15 protein-coding genes are annotated in these 18,858 nt (G+C 69.4%); 12 read left to right on the top strand and 3 right to left on the bottom strand.

Annotated elements, in window-relative coordinates:
* Window positions 1-55: 55 nt before the first annotated feature.
* The 12 genes from ABZ717_RS09550 to ABZ717_RS09495 all read left to right on the top strand — a co-directional run bounded on the left by ABZ717_RS09550 (window position 56) and on the right by ABZ717_RS09495 (window position 15,422).
* The gene (locus ABZ717_RS09550) at window positions 56-1,351 is read left to right on the top strand and encodes an NADH-quinone oxidoreductase subunit D (protein WP_358507704.1); all 1,296 of its coding nucleotides are present in this window, start codon (window positions 56-58) and stop codon (window positions 1,349-1,351) included.
* A complete protein-coding gene (nuoE, locus tag ABZ717_RS09545) occupies window positions 1,348-2,097 on the top strand; it encodes an NADH-quinone oxidoreductase subunit NuoE (protein WP_358507702.1) in 750 nt (249 codons plus the stop codon). Before ABZ717_RS09550 ends, nuoE begins: the two co-directional genes overlap by 4 nt.
* Window positions 2,094-3,416 (top strand): NADH-quinone oxidoreductase subunit NuoF, encoded by a 1,323-nt coding sequence (gene nuoF, locus ABZ717_RS09540; RefSeq protein WP_358507701.1) that lies wholly within the window; start codon window positions 2,094-2,096, stop codon window positions 3,414-3,416. Before nuoE ends, nuoF begins: the two co-directional genes overlap by 4 nt.
* On the top strand, window positions 3,413-5,872 hold the full coding sequence (locus ABZ717_RS09535) for an NADH-quinone oxidoreductase subunit G (protein ID WP_358507700.1): 2,460 nt from the start codon (window positions 3,413-3,415) through the stop codon (window positions 5,870-5,872). The genes nuoF and ABZ717_RS09535 overlap by 4 nt, the downstream gene beginning before the upstream one ends.
* Entirely contained in the window at window positions 5,869-7,242 is a 1,374-nt protein-coding gene (nuoH, locus tag ABZ717_RS09530; protein WP_358507698.1) for an NADH-quinone oxidoreductase subunit NuoH, read from the top strand. Before ABZ717_RS09535 ends, nuoH begins: the two co-directional genes overlap by 4 nt.
* On the top strand, window positions 7,235-7,783 hold the full coding sequence (nuoI, locus tag ABZ717_RS09525) for an NADH-quinone oxidoreductase subunit NuoI (RefSeq protein WP_358507696.1): 549 nt from the start codon (window positions 7,235-7,237) through the stop codon (window positions 7,781-7,783). The genes nuoH and nuoI overlap by 8 nt, the downstream gene beginning before the upstream one ends.
* Window positions 7,780-8,727 carry an NADH-quinone oxidoreductase subunit J gene (locus ABZ717_RS09520; protein ID WP_358507694.1) on the top strand — a complete coding sequence of 316 codons (948 nt, stop codon included), beginning with the start codon at window positions 7,780-7,782 and terminating at the stop codon, window positions 8,725-8,727. Before nuoI ends, ABZ717_RS09520 begins: the two co-directional genes overlap by 4 nt.
* Complete coding sequence (gene nuoK, locus ABZ717_RS09515) at window positions 8,715-9,014, top strand: NADH-quinone oxidoreductase subunit NuoK (RefSeq protein WP_013156051.1); 300 nt, start codon at window positions 8,715-8,717, stop codon at window positions 9,012-9,014. The genes ABZ717_RS09520 and nuoK overlap by 13 nt, the downstream gene beginning before the upstream one ends.
* A gap of 14 nt (window positions 9,015-9,028) precedes the next feature.
* Window positions 9,029-10,972, top strand: coding sequence for an NADH-quinone oxidoreductase subunit L (nuoL, locus tag ABZ717_RS09510; protein ID WP_358507810.1), 1,944 nt, complete (start codon window positions 9,029-9,031; stop codon window positions 10,970-10,972).
* A gap of 1 nt (window position 10,973) precedes the next feature.
* Window positions 10,974-12,632 carry an NADH-quinone oxidoreductase subunit M gene (locus ABZ717_RS09505; protein WP_358507693.1) on the top strand — a complete coding sequence of 553 codons (1,659 nt, stop codon included), beginning with the start codon at window positions 10,974-10,976 and terminating at the stop codon, window positions 12,630-12,632.
* Entirely contained in the window at window positions 12,629-14,278 is a 1,650-nt protein-coding gene (gene nuoN, locus ABZ717_RS09500; RefSeq protein ID WP_358507691.1) for an NADH-quinone oxidoreductase subunit NuoN, read from the top strand. The genes ABZ717_RS09505 and nuoN overlap by 4 nt, the downstream gene beginning before the upstream one ends.
* A gap of 139 nt (window positions 14,279-14,417) precedes the next feature.
* Window positions 14,418-15,422, top strand: coding sequence for a polyprenyl synthetase family protein (locus ABZ717_RS09495; protein ID WP_358507689.1), 1,005 nt, complete (start codon window positions 14,418-14,420; stop codon window positions 15,420-15,422).
* A gap of 71 nt (window positions 15,423-15,493) precedes the next feature.
* On the opposite strand, the gene ABZ717_RS09490 is transcribed toward ABZ717_RS09495, so the two are convergent.
* The 3 genes from ABZ717_RS09490 to ABZ717_RS09480 form a co-directional block, all read right to left on the bottom strand.
* Window positions 15,494-16,516: a hypothetical protein gene (locus ABZ717_RS09490; RefSeq protein WP_358507687.1), complete on the bottom strand. Its 1,023-nt coding sequence runs from the start codon at window positions 16,514-16,516 to the stop codon at window positions 15,494-15,496.
* 194 nt (window positions 16,517-16,710) lie between these two features.
* Window positions 16,711-17,793, bottom strand: coding sequence for a hypothetical protein (locus ABZ717_RS09485; protein ID WP_358507685.1), 1,083 nt, complete (start codon window positions 17,791-17,793; stop codon window positions 16,711-16,713).
* 231 nt (window positions 17,794-18,024) lie between these two features.
* Window positions 18,025-18,855: a hypothetical protein gene (locus ABZ717_RS09480; RefSeq protein ID WP_358507683.1), complete on the bottom strand. Its 831-nt coding sequence runs from the start codon at window positions 18,853-18,855 to the stop codon at window positions 18,025-18,027.
* Window positions 18,856-18,858 lie beyond the last annotated feature (3 nt).

Below are 18,858 nucleotides of genomic sequence, written 5' to 3'. Positions count from 1 at the left end.
ACCGCCCGGCCACCACACGAGTGATTCGAAGGGCCATCCAGAAGGGAGGCACGGCATGACCGTCACCGAGGACTACATCGACGCCTCCGGTGGGGACTGGGACGACGTCGTCGAGAAGGCCCAGGGCAGTAGCGCCGAGCGCCTCGTCGTCAACATGGGACCGCAGCACCCGTCCACGCACGGCGTGCTCCGGCTGATCCTCACCCTGGACGGCGAGACCTGCACCGAAGCCCGAGTCGGCATCGGTTACCTGCACACCGGTATCGAGAAGAACATGGAGTACCGGACGTGGACGCAGGGCACCACGTTCGTGACCCGCATGGACTACCTGACGCCGCTCTTCAACGAGACGGCGTACTGCCTGGCGGTCGAGAAGCTGCTCGGCATCACCGACCGCATCCCCGACCGGGCCAACGTCATCCGGATCCTGCTCATGGAGCTGAACCGGATGGCCTCGCACTTCGTGGCCATGGCGACGTTCGGCATGGAGCTGGGCGCCACCACGATCATGACCAACGGCTTCCGTGAACGCGAGATGATCCTCGACATCTTCGAGCTCATCACGGGTCTGCGAATGAACCACGCCTTCATCCGCCCCGGCGGGGTGGCCCAGGACCTGCCTCCGGGCGCGGTCGGCAAGGTGCGGGAACTGCTCAAGGACATGCCCGAGCGCATCAAGATCATGCGCAAGCTCCTGGACGAGAACCCCCTCTACCTGGCCCGGACCAAGGACGTCGCCTACCTCAACCTGCCCGGTTGCATGGCGCTCGGCGTCACCGGACCGCTGGTGCGCGCCTCCGGTCTGGCCTGGGACCTGCGCAAGGCCAAGCCCTACTGCGGCTACGAGAACTACGAGTTCGACGTGCCGGTCTCCGACGGCGGCGACGTGTACGCCCGTTACCGGGTGCGCATGGCCGAGATGGAGGAGAGCCTCAAGATCGTCGAGCAGTGCCTGGACAAGCTGGAGCCCGGGCCCGTGATGATCGAGGACGCCAAGATCGGTTGGCCCGCCAAGCTCGCGCTGGGTCCGGACGGTCTGGGCAACTCCCCGGACCACATCGCGCACATCATGAGCGGCTCGATGGAGGCGCTCATCCACCACTTCAAGTTGGTCACCGAGGGTTTCCGGGTCCCGGCCGGCCAGGCGTACGCGGCGGTGGAGAGCGCCAAGGGCGAACTCGGCTGCCACGCCGTCAGTGACGGGGGCACCCGCCCCTACCGCGTCCACTTCCGCGACCCGTCGTTCACCCACCTCCAGGCCGTCGCCGCCATGTGCGAGGGCGGGACGGTGGCGGACGTCATCGCGGCCGTGGCCAGTATCGACCCGGTGATGGGAGGAGTGGACCGGTGAGCGAGAACAACGACAACGGGACCACCGAGACCGAACAGAGCGTCTTCACCGACGAGGTGGTGGCCCGCCTGGCGCAGGACGCCAAGGAGATCATCAGCCGCTACCCGAAGCCGCGGTCGGCGCTGCTGCCGCTGCTGCACCTGGTGCAGTCCGAGGAAGGGCACGTCAGTCGGGACGGCATGAGGTTCTGCGCCGACCAGCTGGACATCACCCTCGCCGAGGTCAACGCGGTCGCCACGTTCTACACCATGTACCGCCGCCGTCCCGGCGGCGACTACCAGGTGGGCGTGTGCACCAACACCCTGTGCGCGGTGATGGGCGGAGACGAGATCTTCTCCTCCCTCAAGGAGCACCTGGACCTGGAGAACGGCGAGACCACCGAGGACGGCAAGGTCACGCTGGAGCACGTGGAGTGCAACGCGGCCTGCGACTTCGCCCCCGTGGTGATGGTCAACTGGGAGTTCTTCGACGACCAGACGCCCGCCACCGCCAAGCAGCTGGTCGACGACCTGCGCTTGGGCGAGGACGTCGCGCCCACCCGCGGCCCGAAGAGCCTGTGCACCTGGAAGCAGGCCTCGCGCGTGCTCGCCGGGTTCGACGACGGGCGCGCGGGCGAGGGTGTCCAGGCGGCCACCCCGTCGCTGGCCGGCCTCAAGCTCGCCCAGCAGCGCGGGTGGACGGCTCCGGACCCCGACGACCTCCCCACACCTTCTTCCGACGAGCAGGGTGAGGAGGGCGCCAAGTGACCACCCTGACCCCGATCCTGTCCAAGAACTGGGATCGTCCCGACTCCTTCACGATCGACGGTTACCGGGCCACCGGCGGCTATGAGGCGCTGCGCAAGGCGCTGACCATGGAGCCCGACGGCATCGTCGACCTGGTCAAGGAAGCCGGCCTGCGCGGCCGCGGCGGCGCGGGCTTCCCCACCGGGATGAAGTGGGGGTTCCTGCCCAAGGACAACCCCAACCCGCGCTACCTCGTCGTCAACGCCGACGAGTCCGAGCCGGGTACCTGCAAGGACATCCCGCTCATGCTCGCCAACCCGCACGTGTTGGTGGAGGGCGTGGCGATCGCCGCCTACGCGATCAAGTCCAGCCAGGCCTTCATCTACGTGCGCGGTGAGGTCCTGCACGTCATCCGACGGCTCCGTCAGGCGGTGGCCGACGCCTACGAGGCCGGACTGCTGGGCAAGGACATTCTCGGCACCGGCTTCGACCTCGACGTGGTCGTGCACGCCGGGGCCGGCGCCTACATCTGCGGTGAGGAGACCGCCCTCCTGGACTCCCTGGAGGGCTACAAGGGCCAGCCGCGGCTCAAGCCGCCGTTCCCCGCGGTGGCCGGGCTCTACGCCTCCCCCACCGTGGTGAACAACGTGGAGTCCATCGCCAGCGTCCCGGGGATCGTCGCCAACGGCGCCGAGTGGTTCACCTCCATGGGCACCGAGAAGTCCGCCGGGTTCGGCTTCTTCTCGCTGTCCGGGCACGTCGCCAACCCCGGCCAGTACGAGGCGCCGCTCGGCATCACGCTGCGCGAACTCCTCGACATGGCGGGCGGGATGCGCGCCGGGCACGAACTCAAGTTCTGGACCCCGGGCGGTTCCTCCACACCGATCTTCACCGACGAGCACCTGGACACCCCGCTCGACTTCGAGTCGGTGGGCGCCGCCGGGTCCATGCTCGGCACCCGCGCCCTCCAGATCTTCGACGAGACCACCTGCGTGGTGCGCGCCGTCGGCCGTTGGATCGCCTTCTACGCCCACGAGTCCTGCGGCAAGTGCACGCCCTGCCGCGAGGGCAACTTCTGGATGGTCCAGGTCCTGGACCGGCTGGAGCGGGGCGAGGGCACCGAGGCCGACATCGACAAGCTCCTGGACATCTGCGACAACCTGCTCGGTCGCTCCTTCTGCGCCCTGGGCGACGGTGCCACCAGCCCCGTCATGTCGTCGATCAAGTACTTCCGCCAGGAGTACGTCGACCACTTCGAGAAGGGCGGCTGTCCCTTCGACCACTCCAGGTCCACCCTCTGGGCGGACCGGCCGACCTCTGCAGAGGGAGGGAACCGATGACCGTCACCTCCAACACATCCGGCGGGTCCTCACCCGCCCCGCCCCCGGAGGATCTGATCACCGTCACCATCGACGGTTTCCAGCTCCGGGTGCCCAAGGGGACCCTGCTGATCCGCGCGGCCGAGCTGCTCGGCATTCAGATCCCCCGGTTCTGCGACCACCCGTTGCTCGATCCGGTCGCCGCCTGCCGCCAGTGCCTGGTCGAGATCCCCGACATGGGCAACGGCCGGGGAATGCCCAAGCCACAACCCTCCTGCGCCATCACGGTCATGGAGGGCATGGTGGTCAACACCCAGTTGACCTCCTCGGTGGCGGAGAAGGCCCAGCGCGGAATCATGGAGTTCCTGCTGATCAACCACCCGCTGGACTGTCCTGTCTGCGACAAGGGCGGCGAGTGTCCCCTGCAGAACCAGGCCATGTCCACGGGGCAGGGCGAGACCCGCTTCATCGACGTCAAGCGCACCTTCCCCAAGCCCGTCTCGCTGTCGACCGAGGTGCTGCTGGACCGCGAGCGCTGCATCCAGTGCACGCGTTGCACCCGCTTCGCCGCCGAGATCGCCGGTGACCCGTTGATCGAGCTCATGGAGCGCGGCGCCCAGGAACAGATCGGCATCGCCGAGGGGGAGCCGTTCGACTCCTACTTCTCCGGCAACACGGTGCAGATCTGCCCGGTGGGCGCGCTCACCGGCGCCGCCTACCGGTTCCGGTCACGCCCCTTCGACCTGGTCTCCACCCCCAGTATTTGCGAGCACTGCGCCGGTGGTTGCGCACAGCGCACCGACCACCGACGGGGCAAGGTCACCCGCCGCCTGGCCGGCGACGACCCGCAGGTGAACGAGGAGTGGAACTGCGACAAGGGTCGGTGGGCGTTCACCTACGCCACCGAGGGCGACCGGCTCAGCCGCCCCCTGGTCCGTGACGAGGACTCCCGGGCCCTGGAGTTCGCCTCCTGGCCCGAGGCCATCGGCATGGCCGCCCAGGGACTGGCCGCCGCTCGCGGCAACGTGGGCGTACTGGTCGGCGGACGCCTCACCTACGAGGACGCCTACGCCTACGCCAAGTTCGCCCGCGTGGCCCTGGGCACCAACGACGTGGACGCCCGCGCCCGCGAGCACTCCGCCGAGGAGGCGGCCTTCCTCGCCGCGCGTGTGGCGGGCAGGCCGGTGGACGTCGACTTCACCTCGGTGGAGAAGGCGCCCGCGGTGCTGCTCGCCGGATTCGACCCCGAGGACGAGTCGGCCTCCACGTTCCTGCGCCTGCGCAAGGGCATGCGCAAGCGAGGACTGAAGGTGTACTCGCTGGCCTCGCACTCCACCCTCGGCCTGACCAAGACCAAGGGCACGCTCGTTCGGACCGTCCCGGGTGATGAGGGTCGGACCCTCAACTCCCTGGACGTGGAACATCCCGAGATCCTCCAGGCCATGGGCCAGGAGGGCGCGATCATCCTGGTGGGCGAGCGGCTCGCCGCCGCCCCCGGCGCGCTCACAGCGGCGGTCGCCCTGTCCGAACGCACCGGAGCCCGCCTGGCGTGGATCCCGCGTCGCGCGGGTGAGCGCGGCGCCATCGACGCCGGGGCGCTCCCGAACCTGCTGCCCGGCGGACGTCCTGTCGCCGACGCCTCGGCCCGCGCCGAGGTCGCCCGAGCCTGGAACGTCGGTTCCCTGCCGAGCGAACCCGGCCGCGACACCGACGCGATCATCGCCGCGGCCGCCGCCGGTGAACTGGACGCCCTGGTCATCGCGGGGCTGGAACTGGACGACCTGCCCGACCCCGAGGCGGCCCGCGCCGCCCTGGCCCGGGTGCCGTTCATCGTCAGCCTGGAACTACGCGCCAGTGACGTCACCGACCGCGCCGACGTGGTGTTCCCGGTGGCCGCCGTCGCCGAGAAGTCCGGCACCTTCGTCAACTGGGAGGGCCGTCACCGACCCTTCGGTGAGGCGCTCAAGGTGCCCGGAGCCCTCTCCGACCTGCGGGTCCTGTCCGCCATCGCGGACGAGATGGACGTGCACCTGGGTCTGCCCGACGCCACGGGCGCCCACCGGGAACTGTTGGAGTTGGGCCCGTGGGCGGGGAACCGCCCCGTCGGCCCCTCCGCGCGTCCGGTGGCCACACCCGAACCCGGCCCCGGCCGCGCGCTGCTGTCCACCTGGAAGCAGTTGCTCGGCACCGGCCGCATGGAGGACGGCGAGCCCTACCTGGCCGGGACCGCCCGCAAGGCCCGTGCCTACCTGTCCAAGACCACGGCGGAGGAGGTCGGCGTCTCCGACGGCGGCTCGCTGCGCGTCACCGGCCCCCTGGGGACGGTGACCGTGCCCGCGGTCGTCACCGACATCGCCGACCGGGTCGTCTGGCTCCCGGCCAACGCGCACGGCTGCGACATCCGTCGTGACCTGGGCGCCACCGCCGGGCAGACGGTCGAACTGGCCTCGCCCACCACCAACGGGAGGCAACAGTGACCCCCGCCGCTCTCGATCCGCGCGTGGCCGACCTGGCCGCGGAGAGCACCCTGAGCGCCTTCGGGAACGACCCGTGGTGGATCACCACCATCAAGGCGCTGGGCATCTTCGTGTTCCTGATGGTCTGCGTGCTGATGATGATCATGGCCGACCGTAAGGTCATGGGCCGCATGCAGCAGCGACACGGACCCAACCGGATGGGCCCCTTCGGCCTCCTGCAGTCCCTGTTCGACGGGATCAAGCTCTCCCTCAAGGAGGACGTGATCCCGCGCGGTGTGGACCGGTTCGTCTACATCGCCGCGCCGATGATCGCCGCCATTCCGGCGTTCCTCGCCTTCTCGGTCATCCCGATGGGTCCCGAGGTGAACATGTTCGGGGTCATGACCCCGCTACAGCTCACCGACCTGCCCATCGCCGCGCTGCTGGTGCTGGCCACCGCCGCGCTGGGCGTGTACGGGATCGTCCTGGGCGGCTGGGCCTCCCAATCCCCGTACGCCCTGCTCGGTGGTCTGCGCGCCTCCGCGCAGGTGATCAGCTACGAGGTCGCCATGGGCCTGTCCTTCGTGGCGGTCTTCATCATGGCGGGCACCCTCACCACCTCCGGCATCGTCGCGGCCCAGGAGAACCTGTGGTTCGCGGTGCTGCTCCTGCCCTCCTTCCTCATCTACATCGTCACGATGATCGGCGAGACCAACCGGCTCCCGTTCGACCTGGCCGAGGGTGAGGGCGAGATCGTCGGTGGCTTCATGACCGAGTACGGGTCCATGAAGTTCACGATGTTCTTCCTCGCGGAGTACGTGAACATGTGCACCGTCGCCGCGGTGTCCGTGACGCTCTTCCTCGGCGGCTGGTACGCGCCGCCCGGCGTCACCGCGATCATCCCCGGCGCCAACGAGGGCTGGCTGCCGCTCCTGTGGTGGCTGCTCAAGTTCGTCGCCGTGATGTTCCTGTTCATCTGGGCCCGGGGCAGCCTCCCGCGTGTGCGCTACGACCAGCTGATGAAGCTCGGCTGGAAGGTCCTCATCCCGATCCAGCTCGTGTGGATCACCGGTGTGGCCGTCGTGCGCATGCTCATCCTGGACGGCGCCTCCCCGGTCATCATCGGGGCGGTCGTCGCGGCCTTCACCGTGGCCACCATCGCCGCCTTCGCCGCTTGGGTGCGCTTCGTGCGCCGCGAGCGCGCCGAGGAGGCCAAGGTGCGTGCCGAGAACGCGCGCCGAGCCCACAAGGAACCCTCCTTCGGCGGGTTCCCGGTGCCCCCGAGCACCGCCGCCCACTACGGCAGCCGCGTGCTCGCCGAGCCGTCTCGGACGGCCTCGGCCGGCACCGTCGAACGCAATCAGAAGAAGGGGGAGGTTACCGGTGCTTGAGTGGCTCAACCCCGTCAAGGGTTTCGGTGTCACCTTCCACACGATGTTCAAGAAGGTGCCCACCGTCGAGTACCCGGAGGTCAAGCGCCCCACGGCGCCGCGCTTCCACGGACGGCACCAGCTGAACCGGTGGGCCGACGGCCTGGAGAAGTGCATCGGGTGCGAACTGTGCGCCTGGGCCTGCCCGGCCGACGCCATCTACGTGGAGGCCGGTGACAACACCGACGACGACCGGTACTCGCCCGGCGAACGCTACGGTCGCGTCTACCAGATCAACTACCTGCGCTGCATCCTCTGCGGTCTGTGCGTCGAGGCCTGCCCGACCCGGGCGCTCACCATGACCAACGAGTACGAGCTCGCCGACGACAGCCGGCAGAGCCTCATCTGGACCAAGGAGCAGCTCCTGGCGCCCCTCACCGAGGAGATGGAGCAGCCCCCGCACCCGATGCGGCTCGGCGACGACGAGCAGGACTACTACGCCACCGGGCGCGGTCAGCACGGCACGCAGGACCGGCCGGAGAACGCGGAGGCCACCCCGTGACCCCGCTCGACACGACTCCGCACGTCCTGCACTCCGCGGCGGGAGCGCCGATCGGGTCGGGGGAGACCGCCCTGTTCTGGGTACTGGGCACCATCGTGGTGCTCGGTGCCCTGGGCGTGGTCTTCTCCCGCAAGGCCGTCCACTCGGCCCTGTCGATGGCGTTGACGATGGTCGGCCTGGCGATCTTCTACGGCATCAACGAGGCGCCGTTCCTGATGGTCGTCCAGATCGTCGTCTACACCGGCGCCGTCCTCATGCTGTTCCTGTTCGTACTGATGCTCGTCGGCGTCAGCTCCTCCGACTCCGTGGTGGAGACCCTGCGCGGACAGCGGCTGTTGACGGCGATCGTCGCGATCTGCTTCATCGGCGCCCTCGCCACCGGGATCACCCGCATCACGGTGGGCGACCCGGCCGGGATCGCCGCCGCGGCCCCGGTCGGAGGAACCATCCCGTGGCTGGCCGGCGAGCTGATCATGCGCTACCTGGTCGCGTTCGAGGCCACGGCCGCGCTGCTCATCACCGCGGTGCTGGGCGCCATGGTGCTCGCGCACACCGCTCGGATCGGCAAGCGCCGCACCCAGCGGGAGATGTCCGAGGACCGCATCCGCGGCGACCACCCCACCCCGCTGCCCGGGCCGGGCACCTACGCCAGGCACAACGCGATCGACATGCCCGCGCTGCTGCCGGACGGCACGGTCTCCCAGCTGTCCCTCAACCCCGTCCTCACCGCGCGCGACCCCCAGTACCAGAAGGGCGTGCCCATGGACATCCGGGCGACTCCGCTCCAGGGCGGGGGGTCCGACGCGATCCGACCCGAGGACGACGAACCCACCGCCGGGAAGGGGGCCCGACCCACCGGCGACGGTGAGGACGGCTCCGACCCGGCGGTCGACAACGGCACCAACGGCAACGGGCAGGAGGTCGAGTCCACGTGGACCCGATGAACTACATCGTCCTCGCGGCGCTTCTGTTCACCATCGGCGCGGTCGGCGTCCTCGTCCGACGCAACGCGATCATCGTCTTCATGTGCGTGGAGCTCATGCTCAACGCCTGCAACCTGGCGTTCGTCGCGTTCGCTCGGATGCACGGGGACATCGAGGGGCAGGTCATCGCGTTCTTCGTGATGGTCGTCGCCGCCGCCGAGGTGGTCGTGGGCCTCGCGATCATCATGCAGATCTTCCGAACCCGCAGGTCCGCGTCGCTCGATGACGCCAACCTGCTCAAGCACTAGAAGGCGACGTGGCTGTGACACGACATCACGCGTACCTCGCCGCCGAACCCGCGGCGACCGCGGCCGACAGCGCGGTGCTGTCGAACGCCTGGCTGCTGATCGCCCTGCCGTTGGTGGGCGCGGCGATCCTGTTGCTGGGCGGGCGACGCACCAACGCCTGGGGGCCCCTGCTGGCCACCGTCCTACCGGTGGTCTCCTTCGTCTGGGCCGTCCTGGCCCTGTTCGACCTACTCGGACGAGGCGCCGACGCGCGCAGCGTCTCCGTTCCCGTCTACGAGTGGTTCGCGGCCGGCGACTTCTCCGCGCGGATCAACCTGCTGGTCGACCCGCTCTCCATCACCTTCGTCCTGCTCATCACGTTCGTGGGTTCGCTGATCCACGTCTACTCCCTCGGCTACATGGCCGAGGACCCGGGCAAGCGCAGGTTCTTCGCCTACCTCAACCTGTTCGTCGCCGCCATGCTGGTTCTGGTGCTGGCGGACAACTTCGTCCTGCTGTTCCTCGGCTGGGAGGGTGTGGGCCTGGCGTCCTACCTGCTCATCGGGTTCTGGCAGGACAAGCCCACCGCCGCCACCGCGGCCAAGAAGGCGTTCCTGATCAACCGGGTCGGCGACATGGGCCTGCTCGTGGCGATCATGATCATGTTCACCGCGTTCGGCGCGGTGGGCTTCAGCGACGTCTTCGCCGCCGTACCGGGCGCACACGACGGTGTCCTGCTCGCCATCGGTCTGCTGCTCCTGCTGGGCGCCTGCGGTAAGTCCGCGCAGCTGCCGTTGCAGGCGTGGTTGCTGGACGCCATGGAGGGCCCGACCCCGGTGTCGGCGCTCATCCACGCGGCCACCATGGTCACCGCCGGTGTGTACCTCATCGTGCGCGCCGGTCCGATCTTCGAGGCCTCCCCGACGGCGCAGATGACCGTCATGGTCGTCGGCGCCGCCACCATGCTGGCCGGCGGGATCATCGCCTCCGCCAAGGACGACATCAAGAAGTCCCTGGCCGGATCCACGATGAGCCAGATCGGCATGATGGTGCTGGCCGCGGGCCTGGGCCCGATCGGTTACGCGGCGGCCATCGCCCACCTGGTCACGCACGGCTTCTTCAAGGCCGGGCTGTTCCTGGGCGCCGGTTCGGTCATGCACGCCATGAACGACGACGTGAACATGCGCAAGTACGGCGGTCTGGCGTCGAAGATGCCGATCACCTTCGCCACCTTCGGCCTGGGCTACCTCGCGATCATCGGCGTCCCGCTGCTGTCGGGTTGGTGGACCAAGGAGAGCATCATCTCCGCCACCTTCGGTCTCGGCGGCAACGTCGGCCTGGTGTTCGGCTCCCTGGTCATCCTGGGCGCCGCGCTCACCGCCTTCTACATGTCCCGGATGGTCTTCATGACCTTCCTCGGTAAGAAGCGTTGGGACGAGGGCGTGCACCCGCACGAGTCGCCCGTGAGCATGACCGCCCCCATGGTGGTGCTGTCGCTCGGCTCGATCGCCCTGGGCGGATTCCTGGTGGCCGGCGACCGCTTCGCCGCGTTCCTCCAGCCCGTCACCGGAGCGGAACTTCCCCACTTCACGGTGGGCCACGCCTTCACCTCGCCCTACGGCATCGCGGCGCTGGCCGTGCTGGTCCTGGGCGTGGTCGCGGCCTGGGCGATCTACCTGCGCAAGCCGGTGGAACGCACCGCCCCCAAGGGCAACCTCGTCACCAACACGGCCCGCAACGAGCTGTACGGCAACGAGATCAACGAAGACCTGTTCATGCGACCCGGCCAGGTGCTCACCAAGGCGCTGGTCGTCATCGAGGACAAGGTCATCGACGGCGCGGTCAACGGGATCGGTGCCGGGGTCCGAGACTCCTCCACCGGGCTCGGCAAGGCACAGACCGGGTTCGCCCGCACCTACGCGCTCACCATGCTCATCGGCGCCGTGATCGTCGCCGCGACGCTGGCTGTGAGGTTCTGACATGATCCCCTGGCTCACACTCGCCATCGCCCTTCCGGCGGTCGGCGCGATCCTCATCTGGGCACTGCCCCGGGTCGGGACGAAGGCCGAGGCGGCGTCCGGCTCGGCCCGGGCCACCGCCTCCGCCGAGGCGGGCGGTGGCGGTACCGCGGTCAAGACCCGGCCCGCCACCGGGACCGGGGCGGGAACCGCCTCCGCGGAGAACGCCAAGCGCGTCGCGCTGATCGTCTCCCTGGTCACCCTGGCCCTGGTCGTGGCCATGGCGCTGAACTTCGACACCGCCACGGCGGGTGACCTCCAGTTCGAGGAGGTCTACCCGTGGATCCCCTACTTCGGGGTCCACTTCGCCGTCGGTGTGGACGGCATCGCCCTGACGATGGTCCTGATGTCGGCGATCCTGGTCCCGCTGGTCATCCTGGCGGCCTGGAACGAACACTCCGACCACCCGGACGGCGGCCGCGGCTACTTCGCCCTCATCCTCGCCCTCGAAGCGATGATGATCGGTGTCTTCGCCGCCACCGACGTCTTCCTGTTCTACGTGTTCTTCGAGGTCATGCTGATCCCGGTCTACTTCATGATCGGGCGGTACGGCCGGGGCGCCGAGCGCACCAAGGCCGCGTTGAAGTTCCTGCTGTACAGCTTCGCCGGCGGCCTCATCATGCTGGTCGCGGTGATCGGCGTGTACGTCATCGGCGGCACCTTCCTGTGGACCGAACTGACCGCGCCGGGCAGTCCGCTCGCCACCGTCGACCCGGCCACCGCGCGCTGGCTCTTCCTCGGATTCTTCATCGCCTTCGCGATCAAGGCTCCGATGTGGCCGGTGCACACCTGGTTGCCCACCGCCGCGGGCTCCTCCAGCCCCGGCACCGCGGTGCTGCTGGTCGGTGTCCTGGACAAGGTCGGCACCTACGGGATGCTCCGGTTCTGCCTGGAGCTGTTCCCGTCCGCGGTGTCCTGGTTCGTGTGGCCGGTGGTGGGGCTCAGCGTCGTGAGCATCATCTACGGCGCGATCCTCGCCATCGGACAGAGCGACATGATGCGCCTGGTGGCCTACACCTCGATCTCCCACTTCGGGTTCATCACCATGGGGATCTTCGTCCTGACCCCGCAGGCGCAGGCGGGCGCGGCCCTGTACATGGTCAACCACGGCTTCGCCACCGGCGCGCTGTTCCTCATCGTGGGCTTCCTCATCGCCCGTCGGGGCAGCTCCCGCATCGAGGACTTCGGGGGCGTCCAGAAGGTCGCGCCCAAGCTCGCCGGGGTGTTCCTGGTGACCGGCCTCGCCGGTCTGGGCCTGCCCGGACTGGCCCCGTTCGTCAGTGAGTTCCTGGTGTTCGTCGGCGCCTACGCCTTCAACCCGGTGCCCGCGATCATCTCCGTGGTGGGCGTGGTCCTGGCCGCTCTCTACATCCTGTGGATGTACCAGCGCACCATGACCGGACCGACCCCGCAGAAGCTGTCGAAGCTGCCCGACCTGTCCGCGCGTGAGACCTGGGTGGTGGCTCCGCTGCTCGCCCTCATCCTCGCGCTCGGTGTCTACCCGCAGCCCCTGCTCAACGTGATCAACCCCGCCGTCGAACGGACCGTGGAGATCGGGGCGGACACCGCCTCGGCCACCACGAACGCCGAGGGCGACACCGAGGAAGGAGACGAGGAGTGAACGCGCTCTACGTCGCCGACGGGGCGCCCCCGTCGCTCCCCGGCATCACCGAGGCGGCACCGACCCTGGACTGGTGGCTCCTCGCCCCGATCCTGGTGGTCTTCGGCGCCGGTGTGCTGGCGGTGCTGTTCGAGGCCTTCGTGCCCAAGAAGGTCCTGCGGCCGGTGCAGATCACCGTCGCCGCCGTGGCACTGCTCGTCACGTTCGTCATGATCGTCCTCCAGGTGGAGGCGGTCGGCGACGGCGTGATCGTGGCGGGCGGAGTCCTCGCGATGGACCGCGTGGTGCTCTTCCTCCAGGGCACCATCACCGTGCTGGCCCTGATCAGCCTCATGCTCATCGCCGAACGGCGTGACGGCCGCGACGCGTTCTCCGCGCAGGCCGCCACGGTCCCGGGCAGCGAGGAGGAACGCAGGCACATCCTCGCCGGGTCCCAGCACACCGAGGTCTACCCGTTGGTGCTGTTCGCGGTGCTGGGCATGTTGCTCTTCCCCGCGGCCAACGACTTCCTCACCATGTTCATCGCCCTTGAGGTGATGAGCCTGCCGCTGTACCTGCTGTGCGGGCTGGCCCGCCGCCGTCGCCTGTTCTCCCAGGAGGCCGCGGTCAAGTACTTCCTGCTCGGCGCGTTCTCCTCGGCGTTCTTCCTCTTCGGCATCGCCCTGGTGTACGGCTACGCGGGTTCGGTGAACTTCACCGCGATCCGTCAGGCCGTGGACTCGGGTGGCGCGGCGATCTTCGCCGACGGCAACGGCGAACCGCTGCTCATCATGGGCATCGGCCTGGTCGCGATCGGTCTGCTGTTCAAGGTCGGCGCCGTGCCCTTCCACAACTGGAAGCCGGACGTCTACCAGGGCGCCCCCACCCCCATCACCGCGCTCATGGCCTCCTGCACCCTGGTGGCCGCGTTCGGCGCGCTGTTGCGGGTGTTCTTCGTGCCCTTCGGCGGATCCCTGGAGATCTGGGAGCCGATGCTGTGGACGGTCGCCATCCTCACCATGGTGGCGGCGGCGGTCATCGCGGTCACCCAGCGCGACATCAAGCGACTGTTGGCCTACTCCTCGGTCGTGCACGCCGGCTTCATCCTCACCGCCGTGATCGCCTCCAGCACCGAGGGCCTCGTGGGCGCCATGTTCTACCTCGCCGCCTACGGGTTCACCACCCTGGGTGCGTTCGCGATCGTCACCCTGGTGCGCACCAGGGACGGCGGTCAGGAGCTCGGCGACCTGGAGGGCTGGGCCGGTCTGGGGCGTCGTGCCCCCGGGCTCGCGCTCGCGTTGTCGCTGTTCCTCCTGGCCTTCGCCGGTATCCCGCTCACCAGCGGGTTCATCGGCAAGTTCGCGGTGTTCGAGGCCGCCGTCGCCGCGGGCGCCACCCCGCTCGTGGTGGTCGGTGTCCTCAGCAGCGCGGTGACCGCCTTCTTCTACATCCGGATCATCGTTGTGATGTTCTTCCGGGAATCGGAGGGCGAAGGACCCACGGTGGCCCGCGCGGGCGCACTCACCGGCGGCGTGATCACCGTGGGTGTGGCGGCTACGCTGGCCCTCGGAATCTTCCCGGGGCCGGTCCTGGACGGTCTGCTTCCGGACGCCGAGGCCGGTCAGGAACCGGCGGCGGTGATGGTCCACCAGGTCACCGAGGAGTGATCACCGACCCGGGTGTGGCTTTGGACGATCATTCCGGGTCGGATACCGTGGCAAGTCGGATCATGTTCATGTGCTGAGCGTGCGGCGGCCCCCTCTCAGGGGGTCGCCGACACGCCCGTTCAACAGGTGGAGCTTTACGGTGAGCGGTGCTGTCCCGAGCGGGTTTCTCGCTCTGCCGAGAGTCGATGCGGCCCTCGCTCGTGGGGTGCAGGACGACCTTGAGAAGGTGGAGGAGCTGCTGCGGGAGTCGGTGCGGTCCAGTGACCCGTTGCTGACCGAGGCGGCGTCCCACCTGCTGGAGGCCGGTGGCAAGCGCTTCCGCGCCATGCTGGTGCTGCTCGCCGCCCACTTCGGCGACCCGAAGGTCCCCGACCTCATCCCCGCGGCGGCAGTGGTGGAACTGACCCACGTGGCGACGCTCTACCACGACGACGTCATGGACGAGGCGGAACTGCGTCGCGGCAGGTCCAGCGCCAACCAGCGCTGGGGCAACACCGTCGCCATCCTCACCGGCGACTACGTGTTCGCCAAGGCCTCCACGATGCTGGCCGACCTGGGCACCGAAGCGGTCCGGCTGCAGGCGGAGACCTTCGCGCGCCTGGTGCAGGGGCAGATCCTGGAGACCTCCGGTCCTCGTGACGGCGTCGACCCGTTGGACCACTACCTCAACGTCATCGACGACAAGACGGCGTCGCTGATCGCCTCGTCGGCGGAGTTCGGCGGCATGTTCGGCAAGGTCGACCCGGAGACGGTCGGCACCCTGACCCGTGCCTGCGACGCGCTGGGCATGGCGTTCCAGCTCGCCGACGACATCCTGGACGTGGCGAGCGAGAGCGCCGACTCGGGCAAGGTCCCCGGTACGGACCTGCGCGAGGGCGTGCTCACCCTGCCCATGTTCTACGCGATGCGCTCCGAGGACCCGGCCGACGAGCGCCTGAAGTCCCTGCTGGGCCGGCCGCTCGACGACACGGAGGCCGAGGAGGCGCTGGCACTGCTGCGTCCCCACCCGGCCATGGCCGAGGCCGACGCGACCCTGCGCAACTGGGCCGACAAGGCCCGGGGAGAGCTGAGCACACTCCCGGACATCCCGGCGCGGGACGCCTTCCTCTCGCTGTGCGACTACGTGGTGGAGCGCTCCGGCTGACCCACCGCACGACGACTTCACGCGGGCCCTTCCTCGGATCGAGGGAGGGCCCGCGTCGTGTCCGGGTGGGTTCAGACCCTGGGGAGGGGGACGAGCAGCCTGGCCCGAGTTCGGGCGTAGTAGGCCGGAGAGTGGGAGTCCAGGAAGCGCCAGAGGTGGGAGCCCGACTCCGGGACCAGGGGGCCGGCCAGGGAGAGGACCGCGGCGGCACGCTGGTGATCACCGGCGACGTGCAGCGCCGAACCGAACGTATGCGCGTCTCGTGCGGCCAGGGGGTAGGTGATCGGACCCGCTACCCAACGGTCGGCGGCGTCGATGATCTCGGCCCTCACCGAGGGGTCTCGGTAGTAGCCCTCCAAGACTCCACTGACGGCACCATAGGTCTCCAGGCCCTCCTTTCCGATCATGACGCTGAGGTTCTCGTAGTGCGCCTGCGCGATCAGTACGAGGGAACGATCACCCAGGGGAGCCCGGGCCACCGCCTCACGGGCGAAGGAGAACATTTCGTCGTGAGAGCCCCGCCACTTCGGGCACAGGACCTGGAGTCTGCTCTCCTTCGAGGCGTGGTGGTCGGGATCCAGCTCCATGATCCGTTCCCAGACCGCGTCCAGTTCCTCGCGGGGAAGATCCATTCCCAGGCAGTACCACTGGAGCTGGTCCAGGGCAGTGGGGGAGAGGCTGATCCGGGCCGCGTACATGAGCGGGTCGGCCGCGGGTGCCAACATCTCATGGAAGCGATGGAACCGTTCCGCGTCGACGTCTTTGGCCCAGGCCCCGGTGCGGATGGCCCAGGCGGCCTTGGTGCGGGCAGCACCCGCCCACATCAACAGGTCCGGCTCGGGGTCTGGAAGGTCCATCCCCGACTCCAGCTTCTCCAACAGGGAGATGGTCTCGTTGGAGAGGATGTGCAGGCGAAGGGAACGGAGCTGGGGGTCCGGGGTGTCGAGGAGAGCCAGACCGGCGGTGAGGTCGCCCGCCTTGATGGAGGGAAGGACAGCGGCGAGGTCAGGGTCGTGCCAGGGGTCGCCCCAGACGACGCCGTACTTCCGGGCAAGGCGATCATCTGCGTGAGCGAACAGTTTGCTGAGAACCATTCTTTGATTCTGCCGACGAATCATGCTCCCGAATGAGATTTAGAGGACCAAAACGGCAACGGTTTCGTCTGTTGCCACCGCCCCTGCGCCGGCCCTGGCCACCGGACGTGGAATCGTCCCCGCGAACAAGGGACGGCGCCGCCCCTCATACACCGGGGCGGCGCCGTCGACACGGGGAGTGCCGTCAGATGGCTTTAGGAGATCACGGGGAGCGCCTCGGAGCCGGGCAGGTCCATGAAGGTGGGGTGCTCGACCATGCCCTCGGGGGTCTCCTGCTCGGCGGTGCCGCCCTCGATGGCGACCAGGTCGCTGGTGTCCAGGTCGTGGACCAGGTCCGTGCCCCGGCTCAGGCCGGCCACCAGGTCCTCGGCGGCGGTGGTGTCCAGACCGTCGGCGACCTGGGGGAGCTGCGCGTCCGCCAGGGGGCCGTTCACGTCGATGGGCTTGGCCTCACCGGAGGACATGCCCTCGGCCAGGCCGTCGGTGAGGTCGGTCAGACCCGGGACCTGGGGCGAGCTCTGCGGGACGGTGGTGACCTCCTCTTCCCAGGCCCGGTTGCCCACCATGCCCAAGACCTCCTGCTCGCCCAGGTCCACGTAGTTGTCCGCGGTGACCGGGTTGGACTCGACGACGTCCTGGAGCCGGTCGGGGGTCCGCACACCGAAGCCGGCGGCCAGGTCCCACACGTTGGGCGCCGTGGGCAGCGCGGACTCGGAGTGGCTCATGGGCAGGGTGGGGCCCTCCAGCTCCGGCAGCGTGAGCGTCTCGTCGCGCAGGTCGGTGACGGCCACCACGGTGTGCGGCACCACTTCCCGGGCCTTGTCCTCCACGATGCCACCGGCCCCGCGAGCGGTGTCCTCCACCACGACCCCGGCGTCTTGGGCGCCGGCCTCCAGCGACTCGCCTGCGGTGTGACCGATCGTGTCGTGCGGGTCCCCGTCCAGACCGGTGGCGTCCTGGGTCTCGGTGACGGCGTCGGCGAGCGGGGAGTCAGGGAGGGCGGCACCCAGGTCGGGGGCGCCGTGCTCGGGGTCGTTGGCACTGGCCTGCAACTCCTCCAGAGCGGTTCCGGCGATCGGGCCCACGCCCTCGGGAGCGATCTTGTTCATGGTGGGCGCCACGCCTTCGACGAGGGCCCGCTCGACGGTGGGGGCGATGTCGTGCATGGGGGTCTGCAGGTCCTCGGCCCCGGCGATACCGGCGCCGAGGGCCACGAATCCGGCTGCGCCGGCGGCGAGGATCACGGTTCGGGCGGTCAGGCGCTTGGGCTGGGTCATGGGTTTCCTTCCTGAAGCTGCTGCTGGGGCGGCCGCGGGAGGCGGCCTGATCGAGCCGGGGTGGACCACCGGCTGACGTGAATCACGTGTGCGGAGCACGGGACTCAGGTCAGCTCCCAGACGAAGAAGGTGGGGGCGGGCTGGGAACGGGTCCGAGGGGCGCACGGAAGGCGCACGGGGGCACGCGGGCAGGCGTGGGAACACGCGCCGAACGTGCGGTCGGGCCGTTCGCTAGTCGGGGGAGACCGTGGGGTCGTCCGCCGGGTCCGCGGGTGTGGCGTGCGGGGACCGGGCGTGCACGAGCGCGATGGCGGCGTCGGGGCCGGGCAGCGCGGCGGTGGCGAGGTAGCCGGCGACGGCGGCGGGCGCCGAGGTGGGGGCGTTGGCGGAGGAGACCGCGGAAACCACGGAACCGGCGGAAGTCTGAACCTCGGGTGGGTCGACGGGATCGCCGGTGAGCGCCCCGGCGGACTCGGGATCGTGTTCGGGGTCGGCGGCCCGGTGCTCCTCGACCGTGGGTCGGAACGGTGCCGGGATGGCTCGGTCCTCGCCGGCCTCGGTGGTCTCCTCGGCGGACGGCTTCGCCTGGTCCGAGGAGTCCGTTTCCGGCGCGGTGATCGAGTCGTCGGTGGCCGATTCGTCGTCGGGATACGAGGACACGACCGGTTCGACGAGGGCCGGAACGAGGCCCTGGTCGGCGGCCTCTTCACGGGTCCGATCGATCCCGGTGACGACCCCGCGCACCTCCCCGCGTACTTCGGCGACGGCGGGTTCGGGCAGGGCCACGGCGGACGCCGCGGCCTCGCCGGTTCCCCGCTCCACCCGCTGGTGGACGGTGCCGAGGGTGTCGGTCACCGGAGCGGTCACCGGGCCGGTGACCTCGTCGACCCGCTCCAGCCCCAGGCCCCCCAACGGCTCCGAACGGGTCTCGGCCTGAGCGGGAGCGGAGAGCAACCACAGGGCCGCGAACAGCACACCGAGCAGGAACAGGAGGGCGAGTGCCGCCGCGCGCAGGCCCGAGGCGGCACGGAGCGTGCCGATCGAGCTGAGGCGAGGCTTCACGAG

The sequence above is a fragment of the Nocardiopsis sp. NPDC006832 genome (assembly GCF_040635885.1).
Classification (GTDB): Bacteria; Actinomycetota; Actinomycetes; order Streptosporangiales; family Streptosporangiaceae; genus Nocardiopsis.
The sequence above is the reverse complement of the archived record's forward strand: the minus strand, read 5'-3'. Positions and strand labels throughout refer to the sequence as shown.